Annotated in this window: 23 protein-coding genes; 12 read left to right on the top strand and 11 right to left on the bottom strand. The window is 64.6% G+C overall.

Annotation, left to right across the window (positions count from 1 at the left end; genetic code table 11):
• Positions 1-30: 30 nt before the first annotated feature.
• The 6 genes from GGR38_RS03115 (at position 31) to GGR38_RS03090 (ending at position 5,264) form a co-directional block, all read left to right on the top strand.
• Entirely contained in the window at positions 31-1,689 is a 1,659-nt protein-coding gene (locus GGR38_RS03115) for an ATP-dependent acyl-CoA ligase (protein ID WP_183622555.1), read from the top strand.
• The gene (locus tag GGR38_RS03110; protein ID WP_183622553.1) at positions 1,689-2,858 is read left to right on the top strand and encodes a thiolase family protein; all 1,170 of its coding nucleotides are present in this window, start codon (positions 1,689-1,691) and stop codon (positions 2,856-2,858) included. Before GGR38_RS03115 ends, GGR38_RS03110 begins: the two co-directional genes overlap by 1 nt.
• Positions 2,855-3,190, top strand: coding sequence for a Zn-ribbon domain-containing OB-fold protein (locus tag GGR38_RS03105; protein WP_183622551.1), 336 nt, complete (start codon positions 2,855-2,857; stop codon positions 3,188-3,190). The genes GGR38_RS03110 and GGR38_RS03105 overlap by 4 nt, the downstream gene beginning before the upstream one ends.
• Complete coding sequence (locus GGR38_RS03100; protein WP_183622549.1) at positions 3,187-3,879, top strand: EthD family reductase; 693 nt, start codon at positions 3,187-3,189, stop codon at positions 3,877-3,879. Before GGR38_RS03105 ends, GGR38_RS03100 begins: the two co-directional genes overlap by 4 nt.
• Positions 3,869-4,477, top strand: coding sequence for a flavin reductase family protein (locus tag GGR38_RS03095; protein ID WP_183622547.1), 609 nt, complete (start codon positions 3,869-3,871; stop codon positions 4,475-4,477). Before GGR38_RS03100 ends, GGR38_RS03095 begins: the two co-directional genes overlap by 11 nt.
• 76 nt (positions 4,478-4,553) lie before the next feature.
• On the top strand, positions 4,554-5,264 hold the full coding sequence (locus GGR38_RS03090) for a GntR family transcriptional regulator (protein ID WP_183622545.1): 711 nt from the start codon (positions 4,554-4,556) through the stop codon (positions 5,262-5,264).
• Between the two features lie 9 nt (positions 5,265-5,273).
• Here the strand turns inward: GGR38_RS03090 and GGR38_RS03085 are convergent, their stop codons facing one another.
• On the bottom strand, positions 5,274-5,609 hold the full coding sequence (locus GGR38_RS03085) for a GIY-YIG nuclease family protein (protein WP_183622543.1): 336 nt from the start codon (positions 5,607-5,609) through the stop codon (positions 5,274-5,276).
• Between the two features lie 96 nt (positions 5,610-5,705).
• Here GGR38_RS03085 and GGR38_RS03080 point away from each other — a divergent pair, with 96 nt between their 5' ends.
• Positions 5,706-6,281, top strand: a complete 576-nt coding sequence (locus GGR38_RS03080; protein ID WP_246404203.1) for a DUF2239 family protein — start codon at positions 5,706-5,708, stop codon at positions 6,279-6,281.
• Between the two features lie 156 nt (positions 6,282-6,437).
• Here the strand turns inward: GGR38_RS03080 and GGR38_RS03075 are convergent, their stop codons facing one another.
• The 6 genes from GGR38_RS03075 to kdpF are packed head-to-tail and all read right to left on the bottom strand — an operon-like array spanning position 6,438 to position 14,251.
• Entirely contained in the window at positions 6,438-7,130 is a 693-nt protein-coding gene (locus GGR38_RS03075) for a response regulator (RefSeq protein WP_183622539.1), read from the bottom strand.
• Positions 7,127-9,805 carry a sensor histidine kinase gene (locus tag GGR38_RS03070; protein ID WP_183622537.1) on the bottom strand — a complete coding sequence of 893 codons (2,679 nt, stop codon included), beginning with the start codon at positions 9,803-9,805 and terminating at the stop codon, positions 7,127-7,129. Before GGR38_RS03070 ends, GGR38_RS03075 begins: the two co-directional genes overlap by 4 nt.
• A 6-nt stretch (positions 9,806-9,811) precedes the next feature.
• Positions 9,812-10,390, bottom strand: a complete 579-nt coding sequence (gene kdpC, locus GGR38_RS03065; RefSeq protein WP_183622535.1) for a potassium-transporting ATPase subunit KdpC — start codon at positions 10,388-10,390, stop codon at positions 9,812-9,814.
• A 12-nt stretch (positions 10,391-10,402) separates the two neighbouring features.
• Positions 10,403-12,415 carry a potassium-transporting ATPase subunit KdpB gene (gene kdpB / locus GGR38_RS03060; RefSeq protein ID WP_183622533.1) on the bottom strand — a complete coding sequence of 671 codons (2,013 nt, stop codon included), beginning with the start codon at positions 12,413-12,415 and terminating at the stop codon, positions 10,403-10,405.
• A gap of 29 nt (positions 12,416-12,444) precedes the next feature.
• Positions 12,445-14,136, bottom strand: a complete 1,692-nt coding sequence (gene kdpA / locus GGR38_RS03055) for a potassium-transporting ATPase subunit KdpA (protein ID WP_183623003.1) — start codon at positions 14,134-14,136, stop codon at positions 12,445-12,447.
• Positions 14,137-14,161: 25 nt separating this feature from the next.
• Complete coding sequence (kdpF, locus tag GGR38_RS03050; protein ID WP_172339910.1) at positions 14,162-14,251, bottom strand: K(+)-transporting ATPase subunit F; 90 nt, start codon at positions 14,249-14,251, stop codon at positions 14,162-14,164.
• Positions 14,252-14,527: 276 nt separating this feature from the next.
• On the opposite strand from kdpF, the gene pip reads away from it, so the two are divergent.
• Positions 14,528-15,478 (top strand): prolyl aminopeptidase, encoded by a 951-nt coding sequence (pip, locus tag GGR38_RS03045; RefSeq protein WP_183622531.1) that lies wholly within the window; start codon positions 14,528-14,530, stop codon positions 15,476-15,478.
• Between the two features lie 9 nt (positions 15,479-15,487).
• Here pip and GGR38_RS03040 read toward each other — a convergent pair whose 3' ends face one another.
• From GGR38_RS03040 to phhA, 3 genes are read right to left on the bottom strand one after another with little or no spacing between them, the layout of a single operon-like run.
• Complete coding sequence (locus GGR38_RS03040; protein ID WP_183622529.1) at positions 15,488-17,263, bottom strand: chloride channel protein; 1,776 nt, start codon at positions 17,261-17,263, stop codon at positions 15,488-15,490.
• Positions 17,264-17,323: 60 nt separating this feature from the next.
• Positions 17,324-17,614, bottom strand: a complete 291-nt coding sequence (locus tag GGR38_RS03035; RefSeq protein WP_183622527.1) for a 4a-hydroxytetrahydrobiopterin dehydratase — start codon at positions 17,612-17,614, stop codon at positions 17,324-17,326.
• Positions 17,611-18,489, bottom strand: a complete 879-nt coding sequence (phhA, locus tag GGR38_RS03030) for a phenylalanine 4-monooxygenase (RefSeq protein ID WP_183622525.1) — start codon at positions 18,487-18,489, stop codon at positions 17,611-17,613. Before phhA ends, GGR38_RS03035 begins: the two co-directional genes overlap by 4 nt.
• A gap of 94 nt (positions 18,490-18,583) precedes the next feature.
• On the opposite strand from phhA, the gene GGR38_RS03025 reads away from it, so the two are divergent.
• The 3 genes from GGR38_RS03025 (at position 18,584) to GGR38_RS03015 (ending at position 21,584) form a co-directional block, all read left to right on the top strand.
• Positions 18,584-19,057: an Lrp/AsnC ligand binding domain-containing protein gene (locus GGR38_RS03025; protein ID WP_183622523.1), complete on the top strand. Its 474-nt coding sequence runs from the start codon at positions 18,584-18,586 to the stop codon at positions 19,055-19,057.
• On the top strand, positions 19,050-20,375 hold the full coding sequence (locus GGR38_RS03020) for an MATE family efflux transporter (protein WP_246404202.1): 1,326 nt from the start codon (positions 19,050-19,052) through the stop codon (positions 20,373-20,375). Before GGR38_RS03025 ends, GGR38_RS03020 begins: the two co-directional genes overlap by 8 nt.
• Before the next feature lie 255 nt (positions 20,376-20,630).
• Positions 20,631-21,584, top strand: a complete 954-nt coding sequence (locus tag GGR38_RS03015; protein WP_183622521.1) for a LysR substrate-binding domain-containing protein — start codon at positions 20,631-20,633, stop codon at positions 21,582-21,584.
• Here GGR38_RS03015 and GGR38_RS03010 read toward each other — a convergent pair.
• Positions 21,572-22,117, bottom strand: a complete 546-nt coding sequence (locus GGR38_RS03010; protein WP_183622519.1) for an outer membrane protein — start codon at positions 22,115-22,117, stop codon at positions 21,572-21,574. The genes GGR38_RS03015 and GGR38_RS03010 overlap by 13 nt on opposite strands.
• A 419-nt stretch (positions 22,118-22,536) precedes the next feature.
• On the opposite strand from GGR38_RS03010, the gene mdlC reads away from it, so the two are divergent.
• Positions 22,537-24,096: a benzoylformate decarboxylase gene (mdlC, locus tag GGR38_RS03005; protein WP_183622517.1), complete on the top strand. Its 1,560-nt coding sequence runs from the start codon at positions 22,537-22,539 to the stop codon at positions 24,094-24,096.
• The last annotated feature ends 4 nt before the right edge of the window (positions 24,097-24,100 follow it).

Genomic DNA, 24,100 nt, shown 5'->3' with positions numbered 1-24,100 from the left:
CATGCTCTCCCGATTTTTCAGGAAGTTTCAATGTCGACACTACAATTTCCCGCGCAATTCTCTCCACGGGCATCGCGATTGATCGATGCCTTTGCGCCGGATCAGCGTACCATTATCTCCATGCTGTTGCGCCGCTGCGAGACGGCGGGCGATACGCCTCTGCTGCTGATCGACGGGGCAGTCCTGTCCGCCCGCGATCTTGCTGACCGCGCCGGGCGCAGCGCGGCAAGGCTGGCCAAGGCGGGGATCGAACTAGGCGACCGGGTGGCTCTGCTTTGCGGCAACCGACTGGAATTTTTCGATATGCTGCTGGGTACTATCTGGCTGGGCGCGATTGCGGTGCCGATCAACCGCGCCGCGCGTGGGGCGCAATTACAGCATATTCTGGCCAATAGCGGCGCGCGCCTGCTGGTGCTGGAGGCTGATGTCGCGCAGGCCATGGCCTATGTTCCGAGCGCTGATCTGGCGCTGGAGGCGATCTGGGTGCTGCCCGCACGCGGCGAGGATGCCTTGCCGAAAACCGCCGGAGAATGGGCGCTGATCCCCGTGCCCGAACCTGGCGTGCCGCGTGAGTCTGCGCCCACCGGCCCGGCCCATACCGCAATGATCATCTATACTTCGGGCACCACCGGGCCTTCCAAGGGCGTCTGCTGCCCTCAGGCGCAATTCTTCTGGTGGGGCCTCAACAGCATCGATGTGCTGGAGATCGAGGCCGAGGATGTGCTGCTCACCACGTTGCCGCTATTTCATGTCAATGCGCTGGGGGCCTTCTTTCAGGCGCTGCTTTCAGGATCGCGGCTGGTGGTGATGGACCGCTTTTCGGCCAGCGGTTTCAGCGCTGCATTGGCCCGGCATGGCGCAACGGTGACCTATCTGCTGGGCGCGATGGTGTCGATCCTGCTGGCCACCCCGGATCAGCCCGATGACGCCGCCCACAGGGTGCGCCGTGCGTTGGCCCCCGGCGTTCCGGCCCAGTTCCACGCCGCCTTTGCCGGGCGCTATGGCATGGCGCTGATCGACGGCTATGGCGCAACGGAGAGCAATTTCGTGATCGGCGGGGGTGATCCTCTGCCCGGCTGCATGGGCCAGGTGCGCCCCGGCTATGAGGCCATCGTGGCCGATGAGGACGACAACCCGCTGCCCGATGGCACACCGGGCGAATTGCTGCTGCGCGCCGGCCATCCTCATGCCTTTGCGGCCGGTTATCATGAGATGCCGTCGCAAACGGCGGCCTCATGGCGCAATCTGTGGCTGCATACCGGCGATCGCGTGTGGCGCGATGCGGAGGGGCGTTTCTATTTCATGGATCGGATCAAGGACGCGATCCGGCGTCGTGGCGAGAATATTTCCGCCTTCGAGGTCGAGCAGGTGCTGCTGTCCCATCCCGCCATCGCCATCGCGGCGGTCTATCCGGTGCCCAGCGAGCATGGCGAGGATGAGGTGATGGCCTCGCTCGTCCTGCGCGAGGGGATGGCGCTCTCGCCCGAGGCGCTGCTCGATTTCTGTCAGCCGCGCATGACCTATTTTTCGGTTCCGCGTTACCTGCGCTTTGCCGATACGCTGCCGACCACGGAAAATGGCAAGGTCCAGAAATTCCGCCTGCGCGACATGGGCGTTACCCCCGATGCGTGGGACCGCGAGGCGGCGGGCTATCAGGTGGCGCGTGCTGTTCGCGCGGTGGCAGGCTGATGCCGGTGCAGCCTTTCGACGGAGTGGCCGTCGTGGCGCCCACCACGGTGCGCTATGTTCGCCACAGCGACAAACCCGCCCATTGGTGGGTCGGGCGAGCGCTGCATGATGTGACTGCGGCGGCGGGCATAACCAAGCAGGAGGTGGATGGTCTGGCGCTGTCCTCCTTCACCATGGGGCCGGATACGACCATCGCCATGACCGAGCATTTCGACATGGCCCCGCGCTGGATCGAATGGCTGCCCACGGGCGGGGCCAGCGGGGTGATGGCGCTGCGCCGCGCGGCCCGCGCGGTTCAGGCGGGCGATGCTTCGATTGTCGCCTGCATCGGTGCGGACACCGCCAATCCCGCCAGTTTTGCCGAACTGGTCAGCAATTTCAGCCATTTTTCCGATTCGGCGGTGCGGCCCTATGGCGCGCCGGGGCCTAATGGCATGTTTGCTTTGATTACCGCGCATTACATGGCGCGTTTTGGCGCGACGCGGGCCGATTTCGGGGCGATCGCCACCGCGCAGCGATCCAATGCAGCAGGCAATCCCAACGCTCTGCTAGGGGGCAAGGCGCTCAACCTTGAGCAATATCTGGCCGCCCCGGCCATTGTTGAGCCGCTGCATCTGTTCGATTGCGTGATGCCATGCGCGGGGGCCGAGGCCTTTCTGGTGATGAGCGAGGAAAGGGCGCGGGGGCTGGGACTGCCCCATGCCGTGATCCGGGGCAGCATTGAGCGCCACAATGCCTATTTCGACGAGCCGGTGGCGGTGCGGGCGGGTTGGGCGATGGACCGCGACAGCCTTTATGCGCAAGCCGGTGTCGGACCGGAGGCGATGGATTGTCTGGAGGTCTATGATGATTATCCGGTCATCGTGGCGATGCAACTGGAAGATTTGGGCTTTTGCGCCAAGGGCGAGGCGGCGCAGTTTTTGCGACATAACTCGCTGACTATCGAGGGCGCTTTGCCGGTCAACACGTCGGGCGGTCAGCTTTCCTGCGGTCAGGCCGGAGCGGCGGGGGGATTCCTGCCGGTGGTCGAGGCTTTGCGGCAAATAACCGGCCAAACGCTGGGGCGCCGGGTGCCGGGCGCCCGTCTGGCGCTGGCCAGCGGCTATGGCATGGTCACCTATGACCGCTGTCTGGCCACGGCGGCGGCTGTTCTGGAGGGGCGGGCATGACCATCACCTTGCAAGGTTGCGCCCAATGCGGGGCGCGGCAATATCCTCCGCGTGCGCTGTGCCGTGCCTGTCTGGCCGATGCGTTGGGGCCGGTGGAGGAAACGGGCGAGGGGCGGTTGATCGTCAGCGCCATTGTGCATCGCAGTCTGGAGCCGGGTTTTGCCGGTGATCTGCCCTTGCGGATCGGGACAGTGAGTCTGGACTGCGGGTTGCGGATCATCGCCTTTGTCGATGCGGGGCTTGTCGATGGCCAATCCGTTTGTTTGCGGCAGGAGGCGGGCCGCGATGGCACGGCCCTGTGGTATGCGGGCGCGCTGGAGGCGGGCGTATGACGGGCTTTTGCCATTTCCTGACCGCGATGGCGGGCGAGGGGGGCTGGGCCATGGACGTAAAGCGCGTCGCCCGGCTATTGGGGGCGATTGAAGGGCTGATTTATGCGGTGGCGATGGAGCCTGCGGGCGCGCGTGATCTTTATTACGACGATGGCCCGGCGCCGGTTGGGATGCTGCAACTCTATTACGACCGGCTGGAGGATCTGGAAGCGGGGGCAAATGGGGCTTTGGTCCGCCTGCCTGAAGCTTTGGGGCATGGTGTTTCCTTGCGCCATCAGGCGATGGTCTGCCGCAGCTTTGTTGTGCCTGAGGCTGGGCGCACGGCGACAGGCTGCGCCTATATGGTCCATTATTGGGGGCAGCCGCGCGATACCAACACTTGGCACCGACATTATCTGGCCGATCACGCGCCGGTCATGACCCGCTTTCCCGGTTTGCGCAGCCTCGAAATCTATACGCCTGTCGAATGGATCGATGATCTGGACTGGCCGCGCGAGGCGCATTTTCAGCGCAACCGTATCCTGTTCGACGATGAGGCCGCGCTGGAGCATGCGCTGCATTCGCCGGTGCGGGAAGAGATGAAGGCCGACCGCGCGCAATTCCCCTCCTTTGATGGGGGCAGTGGGCATTTCGCGATGAAAACCATGACTTTATACAGCAGGCAGGGAGCGTTCGACCATGCGGTTTGAAATGGATGAGCTTTCCGCCGCCCACCGCTATCGCCTGATGACATCCTCGGTGACGCCGCGCCCGATTGCATGGGTGACCACGGTGGGCAAAGATGGCCTGCGCAATGCTGCGCCCTTCAGCTCATTCAACATGATGGGGGCCTCGCCTCCCATTCTCGCGCTTGGGTTGCAATTTCGCGCCGATGGGACGGCCAAGGACACGCTGGCCAATATCGCGGCCACGGGCGAACTGGTGGTCAATCTGGTCAGCGTGGCGGATGCGGCGGCGATGAATGAGACCGCCCGCGATTTCGCGCCGCAGGTTGATGAACTGGCGCATTGCGGGATTGACTGGTTGCCGTCCGATGCTGTCGCGCCGCCGCGCATCGCCAGCGCCCCGGTCAGTTTCGAATGCCGCACGGCCCATCTGATCGAGATGGGGCCGGATCTGACCATCGTGCTGGCGCGGGTTGCGGTGATGCATGTGGCGGATCGGTTGGTGATTGATGCCGAAAGAGGGCATCTCGATACGCCCGCGATGCAGCTTGTCGGGCGGATGCAGGGGCCGGGCTGGTATGTCCGCTCCACCGATCTGATGCAGATGATGCCGCCTTTATGATCGGAATTTGGGTGAAAATAGGCTGGACAGCGCGGAGCAGAGGTGCAATCCGAATTCAGTTTTAAGGGTGAAGCGCATGAGCACGTCTGACAAAATTGTTCCGGTGACCCCCTCATCCGGCAGCCCGGACATTTATCAGACGGTTCTGAAACGCATCCAGCGCGGCGAAATCAAGGATGGCGAAAGGATCGTCGATACCGCCATCGCGGCCGAATTCGGCGTTTCGCGCATGCCCGCGCGTCAGGCTCTGCTCCTTCTGGTCCATGAAGGCTATCTGGTGGGCACGACGCGGGGCTTTGCCCTGCCGCAATTGTCGGATCAGGATGTAGCCGAGATTTTCGAGGTCCGCCTGCAACTGGAGCCCAGAGCGGCGGGATCGGCCTGCCCGCTGCTGGAGGCCGAGCATCTGGTCGCCCTGCGCAAGGCCTACGAACTGGCCGCTGCGGCGCAGGCTGCGGGCGATACCGAAGGGCTGATGGATGCCAACAGCCAGTTTCGGCAGGTCTGGCTGGACGTTGTGCCCAACAAGCGAATGGCGGCCTCGATCCAGCGCTTTGTCGATCAGGTGTTGATCGTGCGCCGCCGCACGGTGATCGATCCGGGCGCGCAGAAGCTGGTGGTCGAACTGACGCTCGATCTGCTCTATGCCTTTGAGCGGCGCGATGGCCTGCGTGTCCACGATCTGATGATCGGCTTCATCAACGAGGCACGCGACATCTATTTCGCCAGCGACAGCGCTGCCGATGTGGACGCGCGCAGGGGCAAAGCCAAGGCGGCAGGCGGCTGATCGCCCCGCTCAGATCGCCGTTCCGCCCCATATGGCCAGCCAATGATCGAGGCGGCCTTTTAGTGCCCGGTCGCGGCCGAACCGCAGATCTTCCTCCTTCATGCATTCCACCACCTCAAAGGTGAAGGCCTCGGCGCCGTGGAGCGTCCATGCCTCCTGCAGGCTGCGATGGGGATTGCCGCCCTGACGCAGGGTAAACCACAGGCGGTTCTTGATGGTGGAGAGGTCGGGGGCCTTGCCGATCCATAACTGGCCCGACGCAGCGCAGCGCAGGGCATAGATGCCCGCCTCGACCTTGCGATCCTTATAGGCCGCCACGGCGTTGCGCCTGCTTTGTCCCGTCATTGTGGTTCCTTTCCTATGCAGGCCCTCTTTATATTACCCGGATATATTGACCCGCAAGTCTAAATAATTCATCAGGGCATAATGATGGAAAATGCTTTGGATCACCCCCTTTCGATGCCTTGCACCGCCTTTGTCGGCGGACAGAGGCTGGCCGCCGGCGATCTGGCCGATGTGGCGCTGGCCGTGAACGCGCGGATGGAGGGGGCGCAGGCCCCGATCCTGATCTTTGACGATGCCACCGGGGCACAGATCGACATCGACCTGCGCGGCACAACGGCGCAAATCATCTCCAGACTGGCCGCCTATCAGGGCGCCCGGCCGGAGGCGCGCAAACGCGGCCGTCCCAAGCTGGGGGTGGTCGCGCGCGAAGTTACCCTGCTGCCGCGCCATTGGGACTGGCTGGCCCAGCAGCCGGGCGGGGCATCGCAGGCCCTGCGCCGTCTGGTCGAACAGGCGCGCAAGGAGGATAAGGGGCGAACCGCGACCCGCCTTGCTCATGAACGGGCCTATCGCTTCATGGCGGCGCTGGCGGGCGATTTCCTCGATTTCGAGGCGGTGAGCCGGGCGTTGTTTGCCGATGACATGGCCGCGTTGGCCACGGCGATGGAGGGATGGCCGGGGGATGTGCGCGATCATGCGCTGCATCTTGCCCGCCCGGTTGAGGAGGATTGAGCCGTCCTGGCTATCCGTTCGGTCGCCGCAATGCCCCGTCCCGGCGAGGCACTTACCGTATCACATCCTTTCGACGTTCAGGCCGCCGCTTCCGGCACAAGGGGTCTATATCCCCCCCCAGCCGGAGGAGGAGCAGGCGGGCTTTGCCGGCGCGGATCAGAGCATTAGCCGATAGCCCACGCCCGGTTCGTTGCGGATAACACTCTGTTCGACCGGAACATCCTCCAGCTTGCGCCGCAGCCCGCGCGCGGCCACGCGCAGATATTCCACCGCCTGCTCCTGTCCGGGCCCCCATACCGCGCGCAGGATTGCGGCATGTGATACAACCCGCCCCGGATAACGCGCCAGTTCGGCCAGAAAGCCATATTCCTTGGGGCTAAGATGCACCTCTGCTCCATCGCGCCGCACGATGCGGGCCGCCAGATCGACCTCCACCACCCCAAAACACACCATCGGCGCGGTATTGTCGGCCAGCAGCCGATTGCGCAGGGCGACCCGCACACGGGCGAGGACTTCATCCGTATCGAAGGGTTTGGTGACATAATCATCAGCGCCCAGATCAAGCGCAGCCACCTTTTGCGCCGTGGCATCGCGGGCCGAGACGACCAGCAGCGCCGCCCGGCTCGCCTTGACCGGCCCGATCAGCTCCTGCCCGTCCCGGTCGGGCAGGCCCAGATCGAGCAGCACCAGATCAGGCTTGTCGATATCCAGCGCGGCCAGCGCCTCGCGCGCATTGGCGGCTTCCACCACATCCATGCCCGCCCGCGACAGGCTGCCTCGCAACAGGCGGCGGATCGCCATTTCATCGTCCACCACCAGAATTTTAGCCAGTTTTCCGGGCGCGGTCATGACCTGTCATTTTCCTTCCATAGCAATCCGCCGGGCATGCGCAGCGTAAAACGGGCCCCCTTGCCATCCGCGCGATTGGCCGCACGGACCTGCAATCCCATCGCTTCGGCAAAGCCCTTGACGATGGCCAGGCCAAGCCCTGTGCCGCCCTTGCGGTCCGATCCTTCGAGGCGGGTGAAGGTTTCGAACACGCGGGTCTCGCTGCCCGGCGGCAATCCGGGGCCTTCGTCGATTACCGCCAGATCCAGCCCGTCGGCATCGGCGCGCACCTCTATGCGGATGGGCGTGGCGGCGGGGCTGTAATGGGCTGCATTCTCGATCAGGTTTATCAGGCAATGGTGCAGCAAGCGCGGATCAAGCCGCACGAGGGGCAGATCGGCGGCTATATCCACGGCCAGGCTCCTTTGCCCCAGCAAGCGGCGCAGATCATGCGCGGCGCTGCCGACCGCCTCGGCCAGATCGACCGGCTCGGGATGCAGTTCGACCGCGCCCGTCTCGATCCGCACCATGTCGAGCAGATTGGCGACGAAGCGTTGCAGCCGCTCGGCCTCGGCGCGGGCGAGGTTCAGCACGCGCTCCTGTTCGGGATCGGCAGGCGTCAGATCGCCGAGCAGGCCAACCACCGCCGTAAGCGGCGTGCGCAGATCATGGCTGACCGAGGAGAGCAGGGCGGCGCGCAAGGCATCGCGCTCCTCAAGCCGCCGCATATGGCCGCGTTCGGCCTCCAGCCGGATACGGTCCAGCGCAAGGCCCGCCTGATCGAGAAAGCTGGTCAGCATGGGCAAAAGATCGGCCCGCACCGGCTGCGCCGCATCGGGATGCGCCACGCCCAGCACGGCCAGCGCCTTGCCCCCGGCCTCGACCGGCAGGAACAACCATTCCGCCGCCGAAAGCGTGTCGGACCCACGCCCGGCGGGCTTGCGATTGTCAAAGGACCATTGCGCCACCACCCGGTCCAGCGCTTGCAGGGTGATCTCCTGCGGAATGGCCGCGATCTGGGCAAGGGCGCCGTCATGCGGCATCAGCAGCACCGTATAGCACCCCAGCAGCCCCGCGCCTTCCTCGCACAGCACGCGCCCCAGTTCGCCCGCCGCGCCGATCCCGGTCAATTGCCGCGCAAATCCCGCCAGCGCGCTGGATCGCACCGCGCTGGCCCGCGACAGCATCGCCGTATCGCGCAAACGCCCCGCCATGTGGCTGACCACCAGAACTACCGCCAGCAGCACCACCACTGTGATCAGGTTCTGCGGATCGGCGATGGTGAAAGTGTGGATCGGGGGGATGAAGAAGAAATTATACGCGAGCGAGGAGATCAGCCCCGTCACGATCCCCGTCCACAATCCATAGCGCGTGGCCGCCAGCATCACCGGCAACAGATAGAGCAGCGCGATATTGGTCACGCTGCCCAGCGCGGAAAACAGCACCCCCGCCAAAGTGACGCAGGCGATCAGCGCGCCCGAAATCAGCAGGCCGGGCGGGAACAGCCAAGCGGCCAGATCGAACTCTCCATCGCGGCCCGCCGTCGGTCGGCGGGGCGCGGCCGCGCAGGGCACAATATGCATGGCCGCGCCAAGCCCCAAAGCCGCCAGTTGCGCCGACAGGGCCTCCCGCCGGAACAGACCCCGCCGCCTGCCCTGACCCAACACGAGGATTGTGGCGCGCAAATCCGCCGCCATATGGGCCAGCCCTTCGGGCAGCCCCCCTGCCGGAATGGTCGCCACCTGCGCCCCCAATTGCGAGGCGAGATGAAGCGCGGCGGACAGCTCCTCGCGCGATGACGGTGCGGGCGAGGCGAGGTTGGGGGAGGCCGGGCCGGTTTCGATATGCACCGCCGTCCAGGGCGCCGAAAGGGAATCCGCCAGCCTCTTGCCCGCGCGCACCACCTCCTGCGCCCCGGCATCCGCGCCCACGGCCACCAACAGACGCTCGCCCGCCGCCCATGTTCCCTCAAGCGCATGGGCGCGCAGGTAATCGAGCATTTGCGCATCGACCGCCTGCGCCGCGCGGCGCAGCGCCAGTTCGCGCAGGGCCGTCAGATTGGAATGGGAAAAGAAATGCGCCAGCGCTCGGCTCGCCTCCTGCGGCACATAGACCTTGCCCGCTTTCAGCCGTTCGATCAGTTCGCCGGGGGGAATGTCCACCACCTCGATCTCGGCATGGTCCAGCACCCGGTCGGGCAGGGTCTCGCGCACGTGCAGCCGGGCAAAGGAGGCCACCACATCGTTGAGGCTTTCCAGATGCTGGACATTGAGGGTCGAGTAAACGTCGATCCCCGCGTTCAGCACTTCCTCGACATCCTGCCAGCGCTTGTCATGGCGGCAGCCGGGGGCGTTGGTATGGGCCAGTTCGTCGATCAGCACGAGGGCGGGGCGGCGCGCGATAATGGCGTCGAGGTCCATCTCATGCAGGGTCTGGCCGCGATGGTCGATGGCGCGGCGGGGGATGATCTCAAATCCGGCCGCGCGCTGTTCGGTTTCGGCGCGGCCATGGGTTTCGATCACGCCGATCACCACATCCTCGCCCGCATCGCGGCGGCGTGCGGCCTGCATCAGCATCTCATAGGTCTTGCCAACGCCCGGGGCTGCCCCAAGGAAGAGCTTGAGGCGGCCCCGCGTGCTATCCTGTCTGTCTATCGTGCGCAGCAGGGCGTCGGGATCGGGGCGGATCGTGTTCATGCGCCATCATGCTCCCGCATGCCCCGCTGCGTCGAGAGCCAGATTGAGCCGCAGTACATTGACCCGGTTTTCGCCCAGCACGCCCGCCAGCGGCGTTTCGATGGCGGCGCGCACCAGCGCCTCGACGCGGGCCACGGGCATATGGCGCGCCTGCGCCACGCGGGGTGCCTGCAAAAGGGCCGCCTCGGGGCTGATATGGGGGTCGAGCCCCGAGGCGGAGGTGGTCACCATTGCAGGTGGGACGTCGGGATAGCCTTGGGCGCGCAGGGCGGCGGCATCCTTGGCGATGCGCTGGGCCAGCGCCGCCGATGCAGGGCCAAGGTTGGAGCCTGCCGAAGCGCTGGCGTCATAATTGGCGGCGGAAGGGCGGGGGTGGAAATAGGCGGGCGCGGCAAAGCCCTGCGCCAGCAATTCCGAGCCGATCACCCGCCCGTTGCGCTCGATCAGGCTGCCATTGGCCTGATGCGGGAAAAGGGCCTGCGCGGCGGCGGTGATGGCCAAAGGATAGGCCCCGCCCAGTAGCAGGGCAAAACCGCCGGTCATCACCAGAGCGGGGCGCAGGGCGGAAGCAAAAGTCTTGAGCATGGGTTATCTCCCTCAGGCCAGATTGAGCGCGGCAACGGCAAGGTCGATCGCCTTGATGCCGACAAAGGGCGCGATCAGCCCGCCCAGCCCATAGATCGCCAGATTGCGCGCCAGCATCGGTCCCGCGCCCATCGGGCGATAGGTCACGCCCCGCAGCGCCAGCGGTACCAAAGCCGGAATGATCAGCGCGTTGAAGATGATAGCCGAAAGGATCGCGCTTTGCGGGCTGGCCAGCCCCATCACGTTGAGCGCGCCAAGCCCGGGGTAGAGCACGACAAACATGGCCGGGATGATGGCGAAATATTTGGCCACATCATTGGCCACGCTGAAGGTGGTCAGCGCCCCGCGCGTCATCAGCAATTGTTTGCCCAGACCCACGATCTCGATCAGCTTGGTCGGGTCGGAGTCCAGATCGACCATATTGCCCGCTTCGCGCGCGGCCTGCGTGCCGGTGTTCATCGCCACGCCCACATCGGCCTGCGCCAGAGCGGGCGCGTCATTGGTGCCGTCGCCGCACATGGCCACCAGACGCCCGCCCTGCTGCTCATGGCGGATCAGGGCCAGCTTGTCCTCAGGCGTGGCTTCGGCCAGGAAATCGTCGACGCCTGCCTCGGCGGCGATGGCGGCGGCGGTGAGGGGATTGTCGCCAGTGATCATCACGGTGCGGATGCCCATCTGGCGCAATTGGGCAAAGCGGTCGCGCACGCCCGATTTGATGATGTCTTTGAGCGCAACCACCCCCAGCAGGCGGCCATTTTCCGCCACGCCCAGCGGCGTCTGGCCAAGGCGGGCGATGTCATCGGCGATGCGACGCATATCGGCGGCGGCGGGGCTCTGCGCGGCATCGGGATGGGCGCGCAGCAGCGAATCCACCGCCCCCTTCTGGATCAGGCTTTGCGCGGTGCGGATGCCCGACAGGCGGGTCTGCGCGGTAAAGGGGATGATCTGCGCATCCTCGGGCAGGGCGCCCTGCGCCAGATTGGCGGCGCGGGCCAGCACCACTATTGAGCGCCCCTCCGGCGTTTCATCGGCCAGACTGGCCAGCAGCGCGGCCTGCGCAAGGCGTTCCATCGGCACGCCGGTCAGGGGGCGGAACTCGCAGGCCGCCCGGTCGCCCACGGTGATCGTCCCGGTCTTGTCGAGCAGCAGCACGTCGATATCGCCCGCCGCCTCGACCGCGCGGCCCGATTTGGCCAGCACGTTGAAGCGCACCAGCCGGTCCATCCCGGCAATGCCGATGGCCGAGAGCAGCGCGGCAATCGTGGTGGGGATGAGCGTGATGAGCAGCGCCGCCAGCACCGCCACCGGCACGCCGCCCCCCGCATAATGGGCAAAGGCCGGGATGGTGGACACCGCGATCAGGAAGATGATGGTCAGCCCCACCAGCAGGATCGTCAACGCGATCTCATTGGGGGTCTTTTGCCGCTGTGCGCCTTCGACCAGCGCGATCATGCGGTCGAGAAAGCCTTGCCCCGGCTCCTGCGTCACCCGCACGCGGATGTGGTCGGAAATGACGCGGGTGCCGGCGGTGACGGCGCTGCGGTCGCCGCCCGCCTCGCGGATGACGGGGGCGCTCTCGCCGGTGATGGCGGCCTCGTTGACGCTGGCCACGCCCTCGATCACCTCGCCATCGGCCGGGATCAGGTCGCCGGTTTCCACGATCACCTCGTCGCCGCGCTGCAACTGGCTGGCCGGGATCATGCGGCCATCGGGCAGGCGGGCGACCAGATCGGATTTGGCGGCGCGCAGCGAGGCCGCCTGCGCCCGGCCCCGCCCTTCGGCCAGCGCCTCGGCAAAAGTGCCGAACAGAACCGTCAGCCAGAGCCAGGCGATCAATTGCAGTTGAAAGCCCAGCGACAGGCCGCCATCGCCGATGACCAGCAGGACAGTCAGCAGCGTGGCGACGACCGCCGTGGTAAACAGCACCGGATTGCCGATAAGCTCGCGCGGGGCCAGTTTGCGCAAGGCATCGCGCATCGCGGGCAGCACCAGTTCGGGCGCAAACATGGATTGGGGGGTGGACATCTCTATCGTCCTTTAGAAAGCGGTATGGCTCAAAAACCGGTATGCGCCAGCACCGACACCTGATCGGCAATCGGGCCAAGCGCGAGGCTGGGCAGGAAGGTGAGGCCGCCAAGGATCAGGATCACCCCGATCAGCAGGCCGACCCACAAAGCCCCGGTGGTGGGAAACGAACCGGCGGTGGCGGGGGTGTGCCGCTTGGCGGCAAGGCTGCCCGCGATGGCCAGCACGGGGATGATGACAAAGAAGCGCCCGACCCACATCGCCACGCCCAGCAGGCCGTTATAGAACGGCGTGCCAGCGCTGAGGCCCGCAAAAGCCGAACCATTGTTGGCCGTGGCCGAGGAGAAAGCGTAGAGGATCTCGGAAAACCCATGCGGACCTTTGTTGAGCGGTCCGGCCAAACCGGCGGGCAGCACGGCGGCCAGCGCGGTAAACCCAAGGATCGAGAGCGGCAGCACGGCAATCGCCAGCACGGCCAGCTTGACCTCGCGGGCCTCGATCTTCTTGCCAACATATTCTGGGGTGCGCCCCACCATCAGCCCGGCCACGAACACCGCCAGCAGCGCAAACAGCAGGAAGCCGTAGATCCCCGAACCCACGCCGCCGATGACGATCTCGCCAAGCTGCATGTTGAAGATCGGGATCAGGCCGCCGATCGCGGTGAAGCTGTCGTGCATGGCGTTGACCGCGCCGCAACTGGCCGCGGTGGTGACGGCGGAGAACAGGGCGCTGGCGGCGATGCCGAAGCGCACTTCCTTGCCCTCCATATGGCCGCCCGCCATGGCCAGAGTGGCGCCATCGGCCTCCTGCCAATAGGCGATACCCGCGCCCGCCACGAACAGGATCAGCATCGCGCAAAGGATCGCCCAGCCTTGGCGCGTGTTGCCCACCGCCCGGCCAAAGCACCATGTCAGCCCCGACCCGATGGCGAAAATCGAGAGCATCTGGACGAAATTTGTCAGCGCGGTTGGGTTTTCGAAAGGATGGGCCGAATTGGCGTTGTAGAAACCGCCGCCATTGGTGCCCAGCATCTTGATCGCTTCTTGCGATGCCACAGGTCCCAGCACGATGACCTGTTTCGCGCCCTCCAGCGTATGGGCCTCGACCAGACTGGCCAAGGTTTGCGGCACGCCGCAGGCCACCAGAAACAGCGCGTAGACCACGCAAAGCGGCAGCAGCAGATAGAGCGTGACGCGGGTGCAGTCGGCCCAGAAATTGCCGACCGTCCTGGCCTCATGGCGGGCAAAACCGCGAAACAGGGCAAAGGCGATGGCGATGCCTGTGGCGGCGGAAAGGAAGTTGTGGATCGTCAGGCCCACCATCTGGCTGAAGTTTGAGAGCACGCTTTCGCCTGCATACCATTGCCAGTTGGTGTTGGTGACGAAGGCGATGGCGGTGTTCATCGCGCCATCCGTGCCAATGCCCGCCAGTCCGCGGGGGTTCATCGGCAGCACGCCCTGCAAGCGCAGGATCGCATAGGTGAACAGCGTCAGCACCACCTGAAAGGCCAGCATATGCAACCCATAGGCCAGCCAGCCCTGTTCGCGCGCCGGGTCAATGCCCGATGCGCGGTAAAACCCGCGTTCAACCGGGCCGAGCAGGCGGTGCAGGGGAGTGTCGCGCCCTTCATAAAGCGCAAAGAGCCATCGGCCCACCGGCTTTGCCAGCAGCGCCACCAGCGCGGTGAAAATGAGGATCAGGCCCCAGCCGGACATGGTCATGCCAGTGGTCACGGGTGTTTCCTTTCTAGAACTTTTCGGGCCGCAAAAGCGCGACCACCAGATAGGCGAGCAGCCCCAGCGCCGTCAGCGCGGCAAGGCAGAGCGGAAGGGTCATGGCCGTTTCCTTGATGGTCAGGCGCGCTCGGTCAGGCGCAGAAAGGCGAGGGAAAGCAAAGTGAGGCCCGCCAGAACGGCGAGCCAGACGAGGTCGGTCATCGAAACCTCCAATGGTTTGGTCAAAATGGGCAGGGCATGTTTCCCGCTACAGAGCAGGCTCTCCCTTGCGCTTCCTGCGCGTTAAGCTTCCACGCGAAGCTGGGGGCGGCGGCGTGAAATTTGCATAAAGGAGCGGCCTCTTTCCATTCGGCCCGCCATCGCGCACAATAAGCTCATGCTTCGAACGCTTTATCCCCCCATCGAACCCTATGCCACCGGTATGCTCGACACCGGCGAAGGCCATGCCGTCTATTACGAGCGCTGCGGCACGCCGGGGGCCAAACCGGCGGTGTTTCTGCATGGCGGGCCGGGGGGCGGGATTGGTCCGGCGCATCGGCAATTGTTCGATCCGGCGCTTTACGATGTCATCCTGTTTGACCAGCGCGGCTGTGGACGCTCTACGCCCCATGCCGGGCTGGAGGCGAACACGACATGGCATCTGGTGGCCGACATCGAACGCTTGAGGGAATTGGTCGGGGCCGAGCAATGGCTGGTGTTTGGCGGGTCATGGGGCTCGACGCTGGCGCTGGCCTATGCCCAGACGCATCCAGAGCGGGTCAGCGAGCTGATCCTGCGCGGCATCTATATGTGTTCGCGGCCAGAGCTGGACTGGTTCTATCAATTCGGCGTTTCGCAGATTTTTCCCGACAAATACGAACGCCTCATCGCGCCTCTCTCCGAGGAGGAGCGCGGCAATGTCCTTCGCTCGTATCATCGCCGCCTGACCACAGGTTCGCCCGAAGAACAGATAGAGGCGGCCCGCGCGTGGAGCCTGTATGAGGGCGAGACGATCACGCTGCTGCCTGATCCTTCCATGTCGGCCCAGCATGACGATGGCCATTTCGCACTGGCCTTCGCTCGGCTGGAAACGCATTATTTCGTCCATGACTGCTGGCTGGAGCCGGGGCAATTGCTGCGCGATGCCGATCGGCTGCGCCATATTCCCGGCACCATCGTCCATGGCCGCTATGACATGCCATGCCCGGCCCATTACGCCTGGGCGCTGCACAAGGCATGGCCGGAGGCGGACTTTCACCTGATCGAGGGGGCGGGCCATGCCTATTCAGAACCGGGCATTCTGGATCAGTTGATCCGTGCGACCGACCGCTATGCAGGCAAGGGCTAAAAGGTCACATCAGCGCGAGGTTTCGCCAAACATCTGCCTTTGGGCCGCCTCGATCTCTTCCAGATAGCGCCGCCGCGCGTGGCGTTCGCTGACCACGCCGACGACTTGCCCCTGCGCGTCCACCACGGCCAGTTCGTCGGCCATCGCGCTGTCGAAACTGTTCAGCACGCTTTTGATCCCCATGGCGGGGGTCAGCGTGGTGTCGGCCAGCAGCGCCAGCGAACCCACCGGCGCCAGAGGGTCGCCCTGCGGCGCATGGGCGGCGGCGGTGGCCACGATGCCGCAATAATGGCCATCGGCATCGGTAATGATCGCTTTGCTGGTCGCGCCCAGCGGCACGGTTTCGCGAAATTGCGCGACGCTCATGTCGCCCCGCACGCTGGTCCAGTCGCGCCGCATCATGCGCCCCGCGTTCAGCGTCAGCATCCAGCCGATGTCGCGCGGGCTGCGAATGTCGGTGCCGCGCACATGCAGCCGCCATGTCGAGAAGGAATAGCCGAACATTTCGCGCGTGATGCTGGCGGAAACCAGCGCGGCGGTCAGCACCACGCCCATCAGCGCAAAATCATGCGTGGTTTCCAGCATCAACAGCGCCAGCGTCATCGGCCCGCCCACGATGGACACGCTCAGCCCCGCCATGCCCACCAGCGCGGCATCGACCGGCGATAGCACCAGCCCCCATGGGTTGAGGTTGAACACTTGCCCAAAGACCTGGCCCAGCAGCGAGCCGAGGAACAGCGAGGCGAAGAACAGCCCGCCGCGAAATCCGCTGGCCAATGAAATCACCGAGGCGGCGATCTTGAGCGCCATGACAAAGAGCAGCAACGGCACCGGCGGCTGGAGCAGCATATTGAGATGCAGCGCGCCATGGCCTGCCGAGAGCGTCTGGGGCGAAAGCAGCGCCAGCCCGGCCAGCATCACCCCGCCCGCCACCGGCCGCCAGCGTACCAGCACGGGCCATGCCTGAAACCACCGCTCGGCCAACGTGACGAGGCGCATCACGCCAATCCCCATCAGCGCGCACAGGGCGCCCAGCAGGGCATAGGCCCCATAATCGACAATGGTGATCGCGCGCGTTGCGGTGGTGGCGATCAGATAAGGTTCGCTATGCATCCCGCGCAGCACCAGCGCCGCCGCCAGCGCCGCAGCAATCACCGGGGCGACGGCACCTGTGCTGTAAGCGCCGATCACGATTTCAAAGGCATAGAAAGCGCCCGTCAGCGGCGCGCCAAAGGCCGCCCCGACCGCTGCGCCCGCGCCCGCGCCCACCAGATTGCGCAGATCTGCCCGCCGCAACCGCAACCACTGGCCCAAGAGCGATGCGATGCCGCCGCCCATCTGGGCATAGGTCGCCTCCAGCCCCACCGAGGCGCCGCAGCCGTTGGACAGAATGGTCTGGGCCGCAATCACCAGATTGTCGAAGGCCGGGATCCGCCCGCCATGCAGCGCATTGGCCTCCACCACGTCGATGGGTGCGCCGGTTCTGGTGGCGCCAGCGCGGCGGGCCAAAACGCGCCCCAGCAGCACCAGCACCAGCCCGCCCAGCGGCAGTGCCAGCAGTTTCCACGGATGATGGATTTCCGCCAGCGCGCTCAGCCGGTTGGCCGCGACGCCATAGATCAGCCCCTGTATCGCATGGGCCAGCCAGCCTTGCGCCGCCGTGGTCAAGCCCGCCATGGCGCCCACCGCCACAGCAAGCAGGATAAATGCCAGCTCGCTGCCCCGCAGCCATTGACGCAGCGTGACCGCCGCACGGAGCAGGGAGTGGGAGGGGGGCCATCTCATCGCGCTATGGTTGTAACACCGCGCGTTAAGGTCAAGCCAATATGCGCGGGAAAATCCGGCTTAGATCAATTCGTCGATCCGGCGGGCCAGTTCCAGATCGCGCGCCGAAACGCCGCCTGCATCATGGGTGGTCAGCCAGATGTCGAGCCGGTTATAGACATTGGTCCATTCGGGATGATGGTCGCGCTTTTCCGCCTCAACGCCGATCCGCACCATCAGCGCGAGGGCTTGCGCGAAATCCTTGAGGAGGATGCGCCGATGGATCGCCTTGCGCGGGGCGTCATAGGTCCAGCCCGGCAAGGCCTCTAGAGCTTCGTTGATGGCGGGCATGGGCAGGGGGGTGACGGTCATGCGGGGGCCTTGGTTGGGACGGTTCTGGAATGGGCGTAATGCTGGGTGCCCCGATGGTCCACGCGGTCGCTGTCCAGCACGGCGGCGGGATCAATATCCGGCGTGCCTTGCAAGGCGCGATAGAGCGGGGCGAAATCGCTTTCGATAGTCTGGTGCAACAGATCCTCGAAACTGTCGATCACGAAATAGGTCTGCTGAAAATCGTCAATGCGGTAAGGCGTGCGCATCACGCGCCCCAGATCGAAAGCGATCCGGTTGGGCGAGGGATCGTCGAGGGCAAAGATCGACTCGCTGAAAGAGGAGACGATCCCTGCGCCATAGATCAGCAGCCCCTCGGCCCCGCGTATCAGCCCGAATTCCACCGTGTACCAATAGAGCCGCGCCAGCCTTTCGATCGCGCCCAGTTCCCCGGCGCGCTGTCCGCCCCGGCCATAGGCCTGCATGAAATCGGCGAAAACGGGATTGGCCAGCAGCGGCACATGGCCAAAGACATCGTGGAAAATATCGGGTTCTTCCAGATAGTCGATCTGTTCGGGCGTGCGGATGAAGCGCCCCGCCACAAAGCGCCGGTTGGCCAGATGGTCGAAAAACACCGCATCGGGCACCAGCCCCGGCACCGCGACCACCTGCCATCCGGTGGCATCCATCAGACGGGCGTTGAGTTCGGTAAAATCGGGAATGCCCGGTTTGGACAGGCGCAAAATGTCGAGCCCCTCCAGAAAAGCAGGGGCCACGCGCCCCGGCAACATCCGCGTCTGCCGCTCGAACAGATGATCCCACATGGCATGCTCATCCGCGCCGTATCTGTCCCACTCTTGCGGAATGGTCCAGTCGTCGGCGGCCTCCGGGGGTTTGACGGCGCTATAGTGGGTCATGATGCAATTATCTCACAAAACCAGCTTGATTGGGTTTCAAAAACCCGGCAATTTGGCGATATTATGAAACAGAAACTCAATCATATGGTGATCTGTGAAACAGGAATATCGCCTTGATCCGATCGACCTGCGAATCATTGACGCGCTCCAGCATGATGGATCGCTCAGCCATGCAGAATTGGGCGAGCGAGTGGGCACATCTTCTGCCTCATGCTGGCGTCGTATCAAGGCGCTGGAGGCGGCGGGCATTCTGACTGCGACGGTCCGGCTGGTCGATCCGGACAAGATCGGGCGCGGGGTCAATGTGTTCTGCAACATTCGCGTGCGCCATCATGCGCAGGAGGTGCGTCGGCCCTTTGAGGAATTCGTGCGGGCCCGGCCCGAGGTGGTCGAATGTTTCTCCATGTCGGGCGAGTGGGACTATCTGTTGCGGATCGTCGTGGCCGATGTGGCCGATTATGAAAATTTCCTGATGCGCACCCTTTTGGAACATCCCGCAGTGGGCGCGGCGGCCTCGCATTTCGCGCTGTCGATGACGAAATATACCACGGCGCTGCCCGTTGGCTGACGATAGGAACATCACCCGAGGCGCTATTTTCGCGCAGGCATGGCCGATTATTCTGGGTCAGGCGCTGATGCCGCTGGTCAGCGTGGTCGATGTCGCGGTCATCGGTCGGCTTAGCGATGGTCGCAATCTGGGCGGGGTGGCGCTGGGCACGACGATCCTCAACCTCGTATTCTGGAGCTTCGGCTTTCTGCGCATGGGCGTGACCGGAATCACCGCGCAGGCGAAAGGGGCGAGGGACGATGAGGAGGTCTGCGCGACCATCCTGCGCTCGCTGGCGCTTGGGTTGGGGCTGGGGGTGATGTTGCTGGCGCTTTCGCCGGTGATCGTGCCGCTGGGTCTGAGGCTGATGGCCGCCCCTGCAGGTGTGGGCGATGCGGCGCATGACTTTCTAACCATGCGCTTTCTGGGCGCCCCGGCGGCGCTGGGCTTTTACGCGATCAATGGCTGGCTGCTCGGCCTTGGGCGGACGCGACTGGCGCTGGGCGTGCAGGCGTTGATGAACGGGATGAACATCGGCCTTGATCTGCTCTTTGTCGGCGCGCTGGGCATGGGCGCGCGGGGCGTGGGTCTGGGCACGACACTCGCCGAATGGAGCGCGTTGGCGGGCGGGATTGCAGCCATTGCCCTCGTGTTGGGGCCGGACTGGCGGGGGCAATTACGTACGATTGGCCGCGCGCGACTGCTGGATATGGCGGCGGTTCGGCGGCTGGTGGTGGTTAATGCCGATATTATGGTGCGCACGCTGGCTCTACTGGCGATCTTCACATGGTTCACGCGTTCGGCCGCTGCGCTGGGGCCGGTGCCGCTGGCCGCCAATCATGTGTTGATGCAGATGGTCAGTATCAGCGCCTTTGTCCTCGATGGCTTCGCCTTTACCGCCGAGGCGCGGGTAGGGGCGGCCATCGGTGCGCGTTCGCGCGCCACATTGCTGCGTGCGATCCGCCTGACGGGGGAGTTTTCGCTGGGCGGCGGTTTGCTGTTTTCGCTGGCCATTTTTCTGGCCGGCCCGGCCGCCATCGCTTTTCTTACCCATGATGCGGCGATCCGGGGGCTGGCCAATGCGATGCTGCCCTATTGCGCGGCTGTGCCTCTGGTGGGCGTGGCCAGTTGGCTGCTCGACGGCATTTTCATCGGCGCGATTGCCGGTGCCGCTCTGCGCAATGCGGCGCTGGTCGCGCTGGGCCTCTATCTGCTGACCGACTTCACATTAAAGCCGATGGGCGACGCAGGCATCTGGATCGCCCTGCTGGCCAGCTATGCTTATCGGGCGATGGCGCTTGGGTTTGCCGTGCCAGGACTGCTGCGGCGTAGTCGATAAGTCAGGTCTATGGCCGCATGCTGTCCCATGGGCTGGCAAAGGCGATGCGGACTTGGACGGCTGACACATGCACAACCGCCAGCCACAGCGTCTGCAAAGAGAGCAGAGGGGAGAGATTGCCCCGGTTTGAGCGGGGTATGGATGCTTGTTGCATGGCGAATGTCCTCTAAACTGTAAGGTCGCTTTGCCATTCGCTGCGCATGTCGGCCAACCAATTGATCGACAGATATCATTAGCTATGCTTATGATGTGCCCATGCGTAAGATTCCCCCTTTGGCCGCCGTCCGCGTTTTCGAAGCGGCGGCGCGGCATGAAAATTTCACCGCCGCCGCTCGCGAACTGGGCATGACGCAGGCTGCCGTCAGCCATCAGATCCGCCTGATCGAGGATAATCTGGGTCAGCAATTGTTCCGGCGCGAACGGCAGCGCGTGGTGCTGACCGATGCGGCGCGGCGCGCGGCGGGCCAGATCGGCAAAGGGCTGGACATGATCGAGGCCGCCTTTGCCGAAATGCGCGCCGATGATGACACCACGCTGACCATTTCGACCACGCCGACCTTTGCCAATGCCTGGCTGGCATGGCGGATCGGACGGTTTCAGATGCGCTATCCCGACATAGCCGTGCGCCTGTTGATGCAGGAAGGTCTGTCCGATCTCTCGGGCGACGGGGTCGATGTGGCGGTGCGGTCGGGCAGCGGCGCGTGGCCGGGCCTTGCGGCGGACCGGTTGATGGAGCAGGATTTTACGCCCATGTGCAGCCCCGGCTTTCTGGCGGCGCAGGGCGGGCGCATCCTGCCGCAGGATTTGCTGGGCCTGCCCCTGATCAGCCCGCATGATCCCTCATGGGTCTGCTGGTTGCGACAGGCGGGGCTGGCGCAGGCTAACGAGGGGGCCTTGCAGGGCGTGCGCATGGATTCGCAGGCCAATGACGGCCATGCCGCCATGGCGGGGCAGGGCGTCGCCATGCTGACACCGTTTTTCTGGCATCAGGATATGTCGGACCGGCGGCTGGTCCAATTGTTCCCGCAAGTTTCCAGTCTGGGGATCGCCTATTGGTTCGTCTATCCCGAACATCGCCGCCGCACCCCCAAAATCCGTCGCTTTCGCGAATGGCTGCTGGCCGAAATCGGGGTGGGCGCCAAGCCGGAGCCCCCGATCATCCCGCCGATGGAGGACGATCGAGGGCCCGCCCCGGATCAGAAGCGGTAACCGATGCCGGTCAGCACCTGGTTGCGCGAAACATTGGCCTGATAATTGGTGTAGCGATATTCGACGCTGGCATAGAAATTCTTGTCAAACAGATATTGCGCGCCGCCGCCGAAACGCACGCCGTCGCCATTGCCGGTCACCCCAAGCGGACCGAGCGTTTCAATGCTGCGGAGATTGGCATAGCCGACCTTGGCATAGAGGTTGACGTTGCGGGTGGCCGCAACGGTGATGCGCCCGCCTGCATAAAGGTCGCGGCCAAATTCCAGCTTGTAGTCGCCCATACGATATTGCGTGGTGGTGCCGGTGATTTCGGCATCGGCGCCAAGCGAGATGTTCTTGCTGACCGGCAGGTCATAGCCGACTTCGCCGCCATAGGCGAAGCCGGAGGGGGACACGCTCCAGCCGACAAATTCGATCGAGGTGGAATCATAGCCGACCTTCGCCTCGATGCGGGGGCCGCGGGCGGCCTCGGCATGGGCCGGGGCCGAGGCGAGAATGGCGAGCGCCAGAGCGGCGGGAGCGATAGCTTTCATAATATCCTCGTTGTTTGAAGGTGTTGCGTGAGGAGTGCCTATCGGCCCCAACTTTTGGGCTCAAGCGGCGCGCTGGCGCTTGGGAGGCGGCCGCTGACGAATGTTGCATTGATGTAACTTGGCGAAGATCAAAACCGCGAAATTTCGGGATTTCTGTCGATTAACATCCGTTCAGCATTGAAATAATCGTGAAATTTAACAATTTATATTTGACAAGGATGGGGATGGATCTCCCATATCGCTCGTAATTAATTAGGCGCCAGGATTAATATATATATTCATATTGGCACCCCGACAGGCGATGAAACCGTTCATTATTCCCGCCTCATTACCTGCCATGATTCTGTACCGCAGCCCGCGTGTTTGCCATGGCCACCGCTGCGCTTTTGCGCCACCATCGCGGGCAAAGGAGAGGACAGATGACCACCGTTCGCGAGGCCACGCAGGCGCTGTTGCGCCAATTGGGCATGACCACGATCTTTGGCAATCCGGGCAGCACCGAATTGCCGATGTTCCGCGATTTTCCCAATGATTTCCGCTATGTGCTGGGGCTTCAGGAAAGCGTGGTGATGGCCATGGCCGATGGCTATGCGCAAGGGACGGGCCGCGCGGCGCTGGTCAACCTGCATTCCAGCGCGGGCACGGGCCATGCGCTGGGCAATCTGTTCACCGCCTTTCGCAATCAGACGCCGCTGGTCGTCACGGCCGGGCAACAGGCGCGCTCGATCCTGCCCTTCGAACCTTTCCTCTATGCCGAAGGGGCCGCCGAATTTCCTCGCCCCTTTGTCAAATGGTCGGTCGAACCGGCCCGCGCGCAGGATGTTCCCGCCGCCGTCGCCCGCGCGTGGATCGTGGCGATGCAGCCGCCACGCGGGCCGACCTTCGTTTCCATCCCGATTGATGATTGGGAGCGCGATTGCAACCCCGTGATCCCCCCTCGCGCCGGGGCTGCCAATCCCGGCGATCCGGCGCTGCTGGCCGAGGCCGCAGCCTTGCTGGCCGGGGCGCGGCGGCCCGCGCTGGTGCTGGGCGCGGGGGTGGCGCGCGACGGGGCATGGGGCGCGGCCATCGCGCTGGCCGAAAAGCATCAGGCGGCCACATATGTCGCCCCTTTCAGCGCGCGCTGCAGCTTTCCTGAGGATCATCGCCTCTTTGCCGGCTTTCTCGATCCCCGGCGAGAGGCCATCGTCGCCACATTGGGCGACCATGATGTGATCCTCGCCATCGGCGGTCCGCTCAGCCTCTATCATGTTGAGGGCGAAGGGCCGCATCTGCCGCCCGGCGCCACCACGATCTTCATCGCCGATCATCCGGGGCAGGCCAGTTGGGCCCCCTGCGACCTGTCCATCGTGGCCCATGCGGGGCACGCCATCGCCACGCTGCTATCCGCCTCTGCGCCAAAGCGCATGGTGCCCCCCGCCTTGATCCGGCCCGAACCGGCCGCGCCCGGCGGCGGAGCCATCACCGACCGCTGGCTGCTCTCGCGCATCGCCGCCCTGCGCCCTGCGCGCAGTGTGATCGTCGAGGAGGCGCCCACTGCGCGCGGCCCTATGCACGACCATCTGCCGATCACGCGCCCCGATGGCTTCTACACCTGCGCCAGCGGAGGGTTGGGCCATGGGTTGCCTGCGGCGGTCGGCATGGCGCTGGCGCGGTCCGATGAAAAGGTGATCGCCCTGATCGGCGACGGATCGGCCATGTATGCGATCCAGGCTCTGTGGAGCGCGGCAAAATTGGGCACGCCGGTCAGCTTCATCATCTTCAACAACCGCCGCTATGACGCCCTGCGCGGGTTTGGGCGATTGTTCGGCATGCAAACCGTAGAAGGGACTGATCTGGCCGGCCTCGATTTCGTGCAGATCGCGGCGGGGCAGGGCGTCAGCGCTCGGCGGGTCGAGCGGGCGGAGGATCTCGATGCCGCGCTCAACTGGTCATTGGCATCGGCGCTGCCTACGCTGGTTGAAGTGGTGATCGAATGATGAC

Origin of the sequence: Novosphingobium sediminicola (assembly GCF_014196525.1) — a bacterium.
Lineage (GTDB): Bacteria > Pseudomonadota > Alphaproteobacteria > Sphingomonadales > Sphingomonadaceae > Novosphingobium > Novosphingobium sediminicola.
The sequence above is the reverse complement of the archived record's forward strand: the minus strand, read 5'-3'. Positions and strand labels throughout refer to the sequence as shown.

Bases quoted from the DNA above. Each gene is read 5' to 3' on its own strand.
- kdpF (WP_172339910.1), bottom strand. From the start codon at position 14,251: ATGACCCTTCCGCTCTGCCTTGCCGCGCTGACGGCGCTGGGGCTGCTC.
- kdpA (WP_183623003.1), bottom strand. From the start codon at position 14,136: ATGACCATGTCCGGCTGGGGCCTGATCCTCATTTTCACCGCGCTGGTG.
- phhA (WP_183622525.1), bottom strand. From the start codon at position 18,489: ATGACCCACTATAGCGCCGTCAAACCCCCGGAGGCCGCCGACGACTGG.
- mdlC (WP_183622517.1), top strand. From the start codon at position 22,537: ATGACCACCGTTCGCGAGGCCACGCAGGCGCTGTTGCGCCAATTGGGC.
- GGR38_RS03095 (WP_183622547.1), top strand. From the start codon at position 3,869: ATGCGGTTTGAAATGGATGAGCTTTCCGCCGCCCACCGCTATCGCCTG.
- GGR38_RS03015 (WP_183622521.1), top strand. From the start codon at position 20,631: ATGCGTAAGATTCCCCCTTTGGCCGCCGTCCGCGTTTTCGAAGCGGCG.
- GGR38_RS03110 (WP_183622553.1), top strand. From the start codon at position 1,689: ATGCCGGTGCAGCCTTTCGACGGAGTGGCCGTCGTGGCGCCCACCACG.
- GGR38_RS03040 (WP_183622529.1), bottom strand. From the start codon at position 17,263: ATGAGATGGCCCCCCTCCCACTCCCTGCTCCGTGCGGCGGTCACGCTG.
- GGR38_RS03010 (WP_183622519.1), bottom strand. From the start codon at position 22,117: ATGAAAGCTATCGCTCCCGCCGCTCTGGCGCTCGCCATTCTCGCCTCG.
- GGR38_RS03070 (WP_183622537.1), bottom strand. From the start codon at position 9,805: ATGAACACGATCCGCCCCGATCCCGACGCCCTGCTGCGCACGATAGAC.
- kdpC (WP_183622535.1), bottom strand. From the start codon at position 10,390: ATGCTCAAGACTTTTGCTTCCGCCCTGCGCCCCGCTCTGGTGATGACC.
- GGR38_RS03105 (WP_183622551.1), top strand. From the start codon at position 2,855: ATGACCATCACCTTGCAAGGTTGCGCCCAATGCGGGGCGCGGCAATAT.
- GGR38_RS03075 (WP_183622539.1), bottom strand. From the start codon at position 7,130: ATGACCGCGCCCGGAAAACTGGCTAAAATTCTGGTGGTGGACGATGAA.
- GGR38_RS03100 (WP_183622549.1), top strand. From the start codon at position 3,187: ATGACGGGCTTTTGCCATTTCCTGACCGCGATGGCGGGCGAGGGGGGC.
- kdpB (WP_183622533.1), bottom strand. From the start codon at position 12,415: ATGTCCACCCCCCAATCCATGTTTGCGCCCGAACTGGTGCTGCCCGCG.
- GGR38_RS03115 (WP_183622555.1), top strand. From the start codon at position 31: ATGTCGACACTACAATTTCCCGCGCAATTCTCTCCACGGGCATCGCGA.
- pip (WP_183622531.1), top strand. From the start codon at position 14,528: ATGCTTCGAACGCTTTATCCCCCCATCGAACCCTATGCCACCGGTATG.
- GGR38_RS03090 (WP_183622545.1), top strand. From the start codon at position 4,554: ATGAGCACGTCTGACAAAATTGTTCCGGTGACCCCCTCATCCGGCAGC.
- GGR38_RS03035 (WP_183622527.1), bottom strand. From the start codon at position 17,614: ATGACCGTCACCCCCCTGCCCATGCCCGCCATCAACGAAGCTCTAGAG.
- GGR38_RS03085 (WP_183622543.1), bottom strand. From the start codon at position 5,609: ATGACGGGACAAAGCAGGCGCAACGCCGTGGCGGCCTATAAGGATCGC.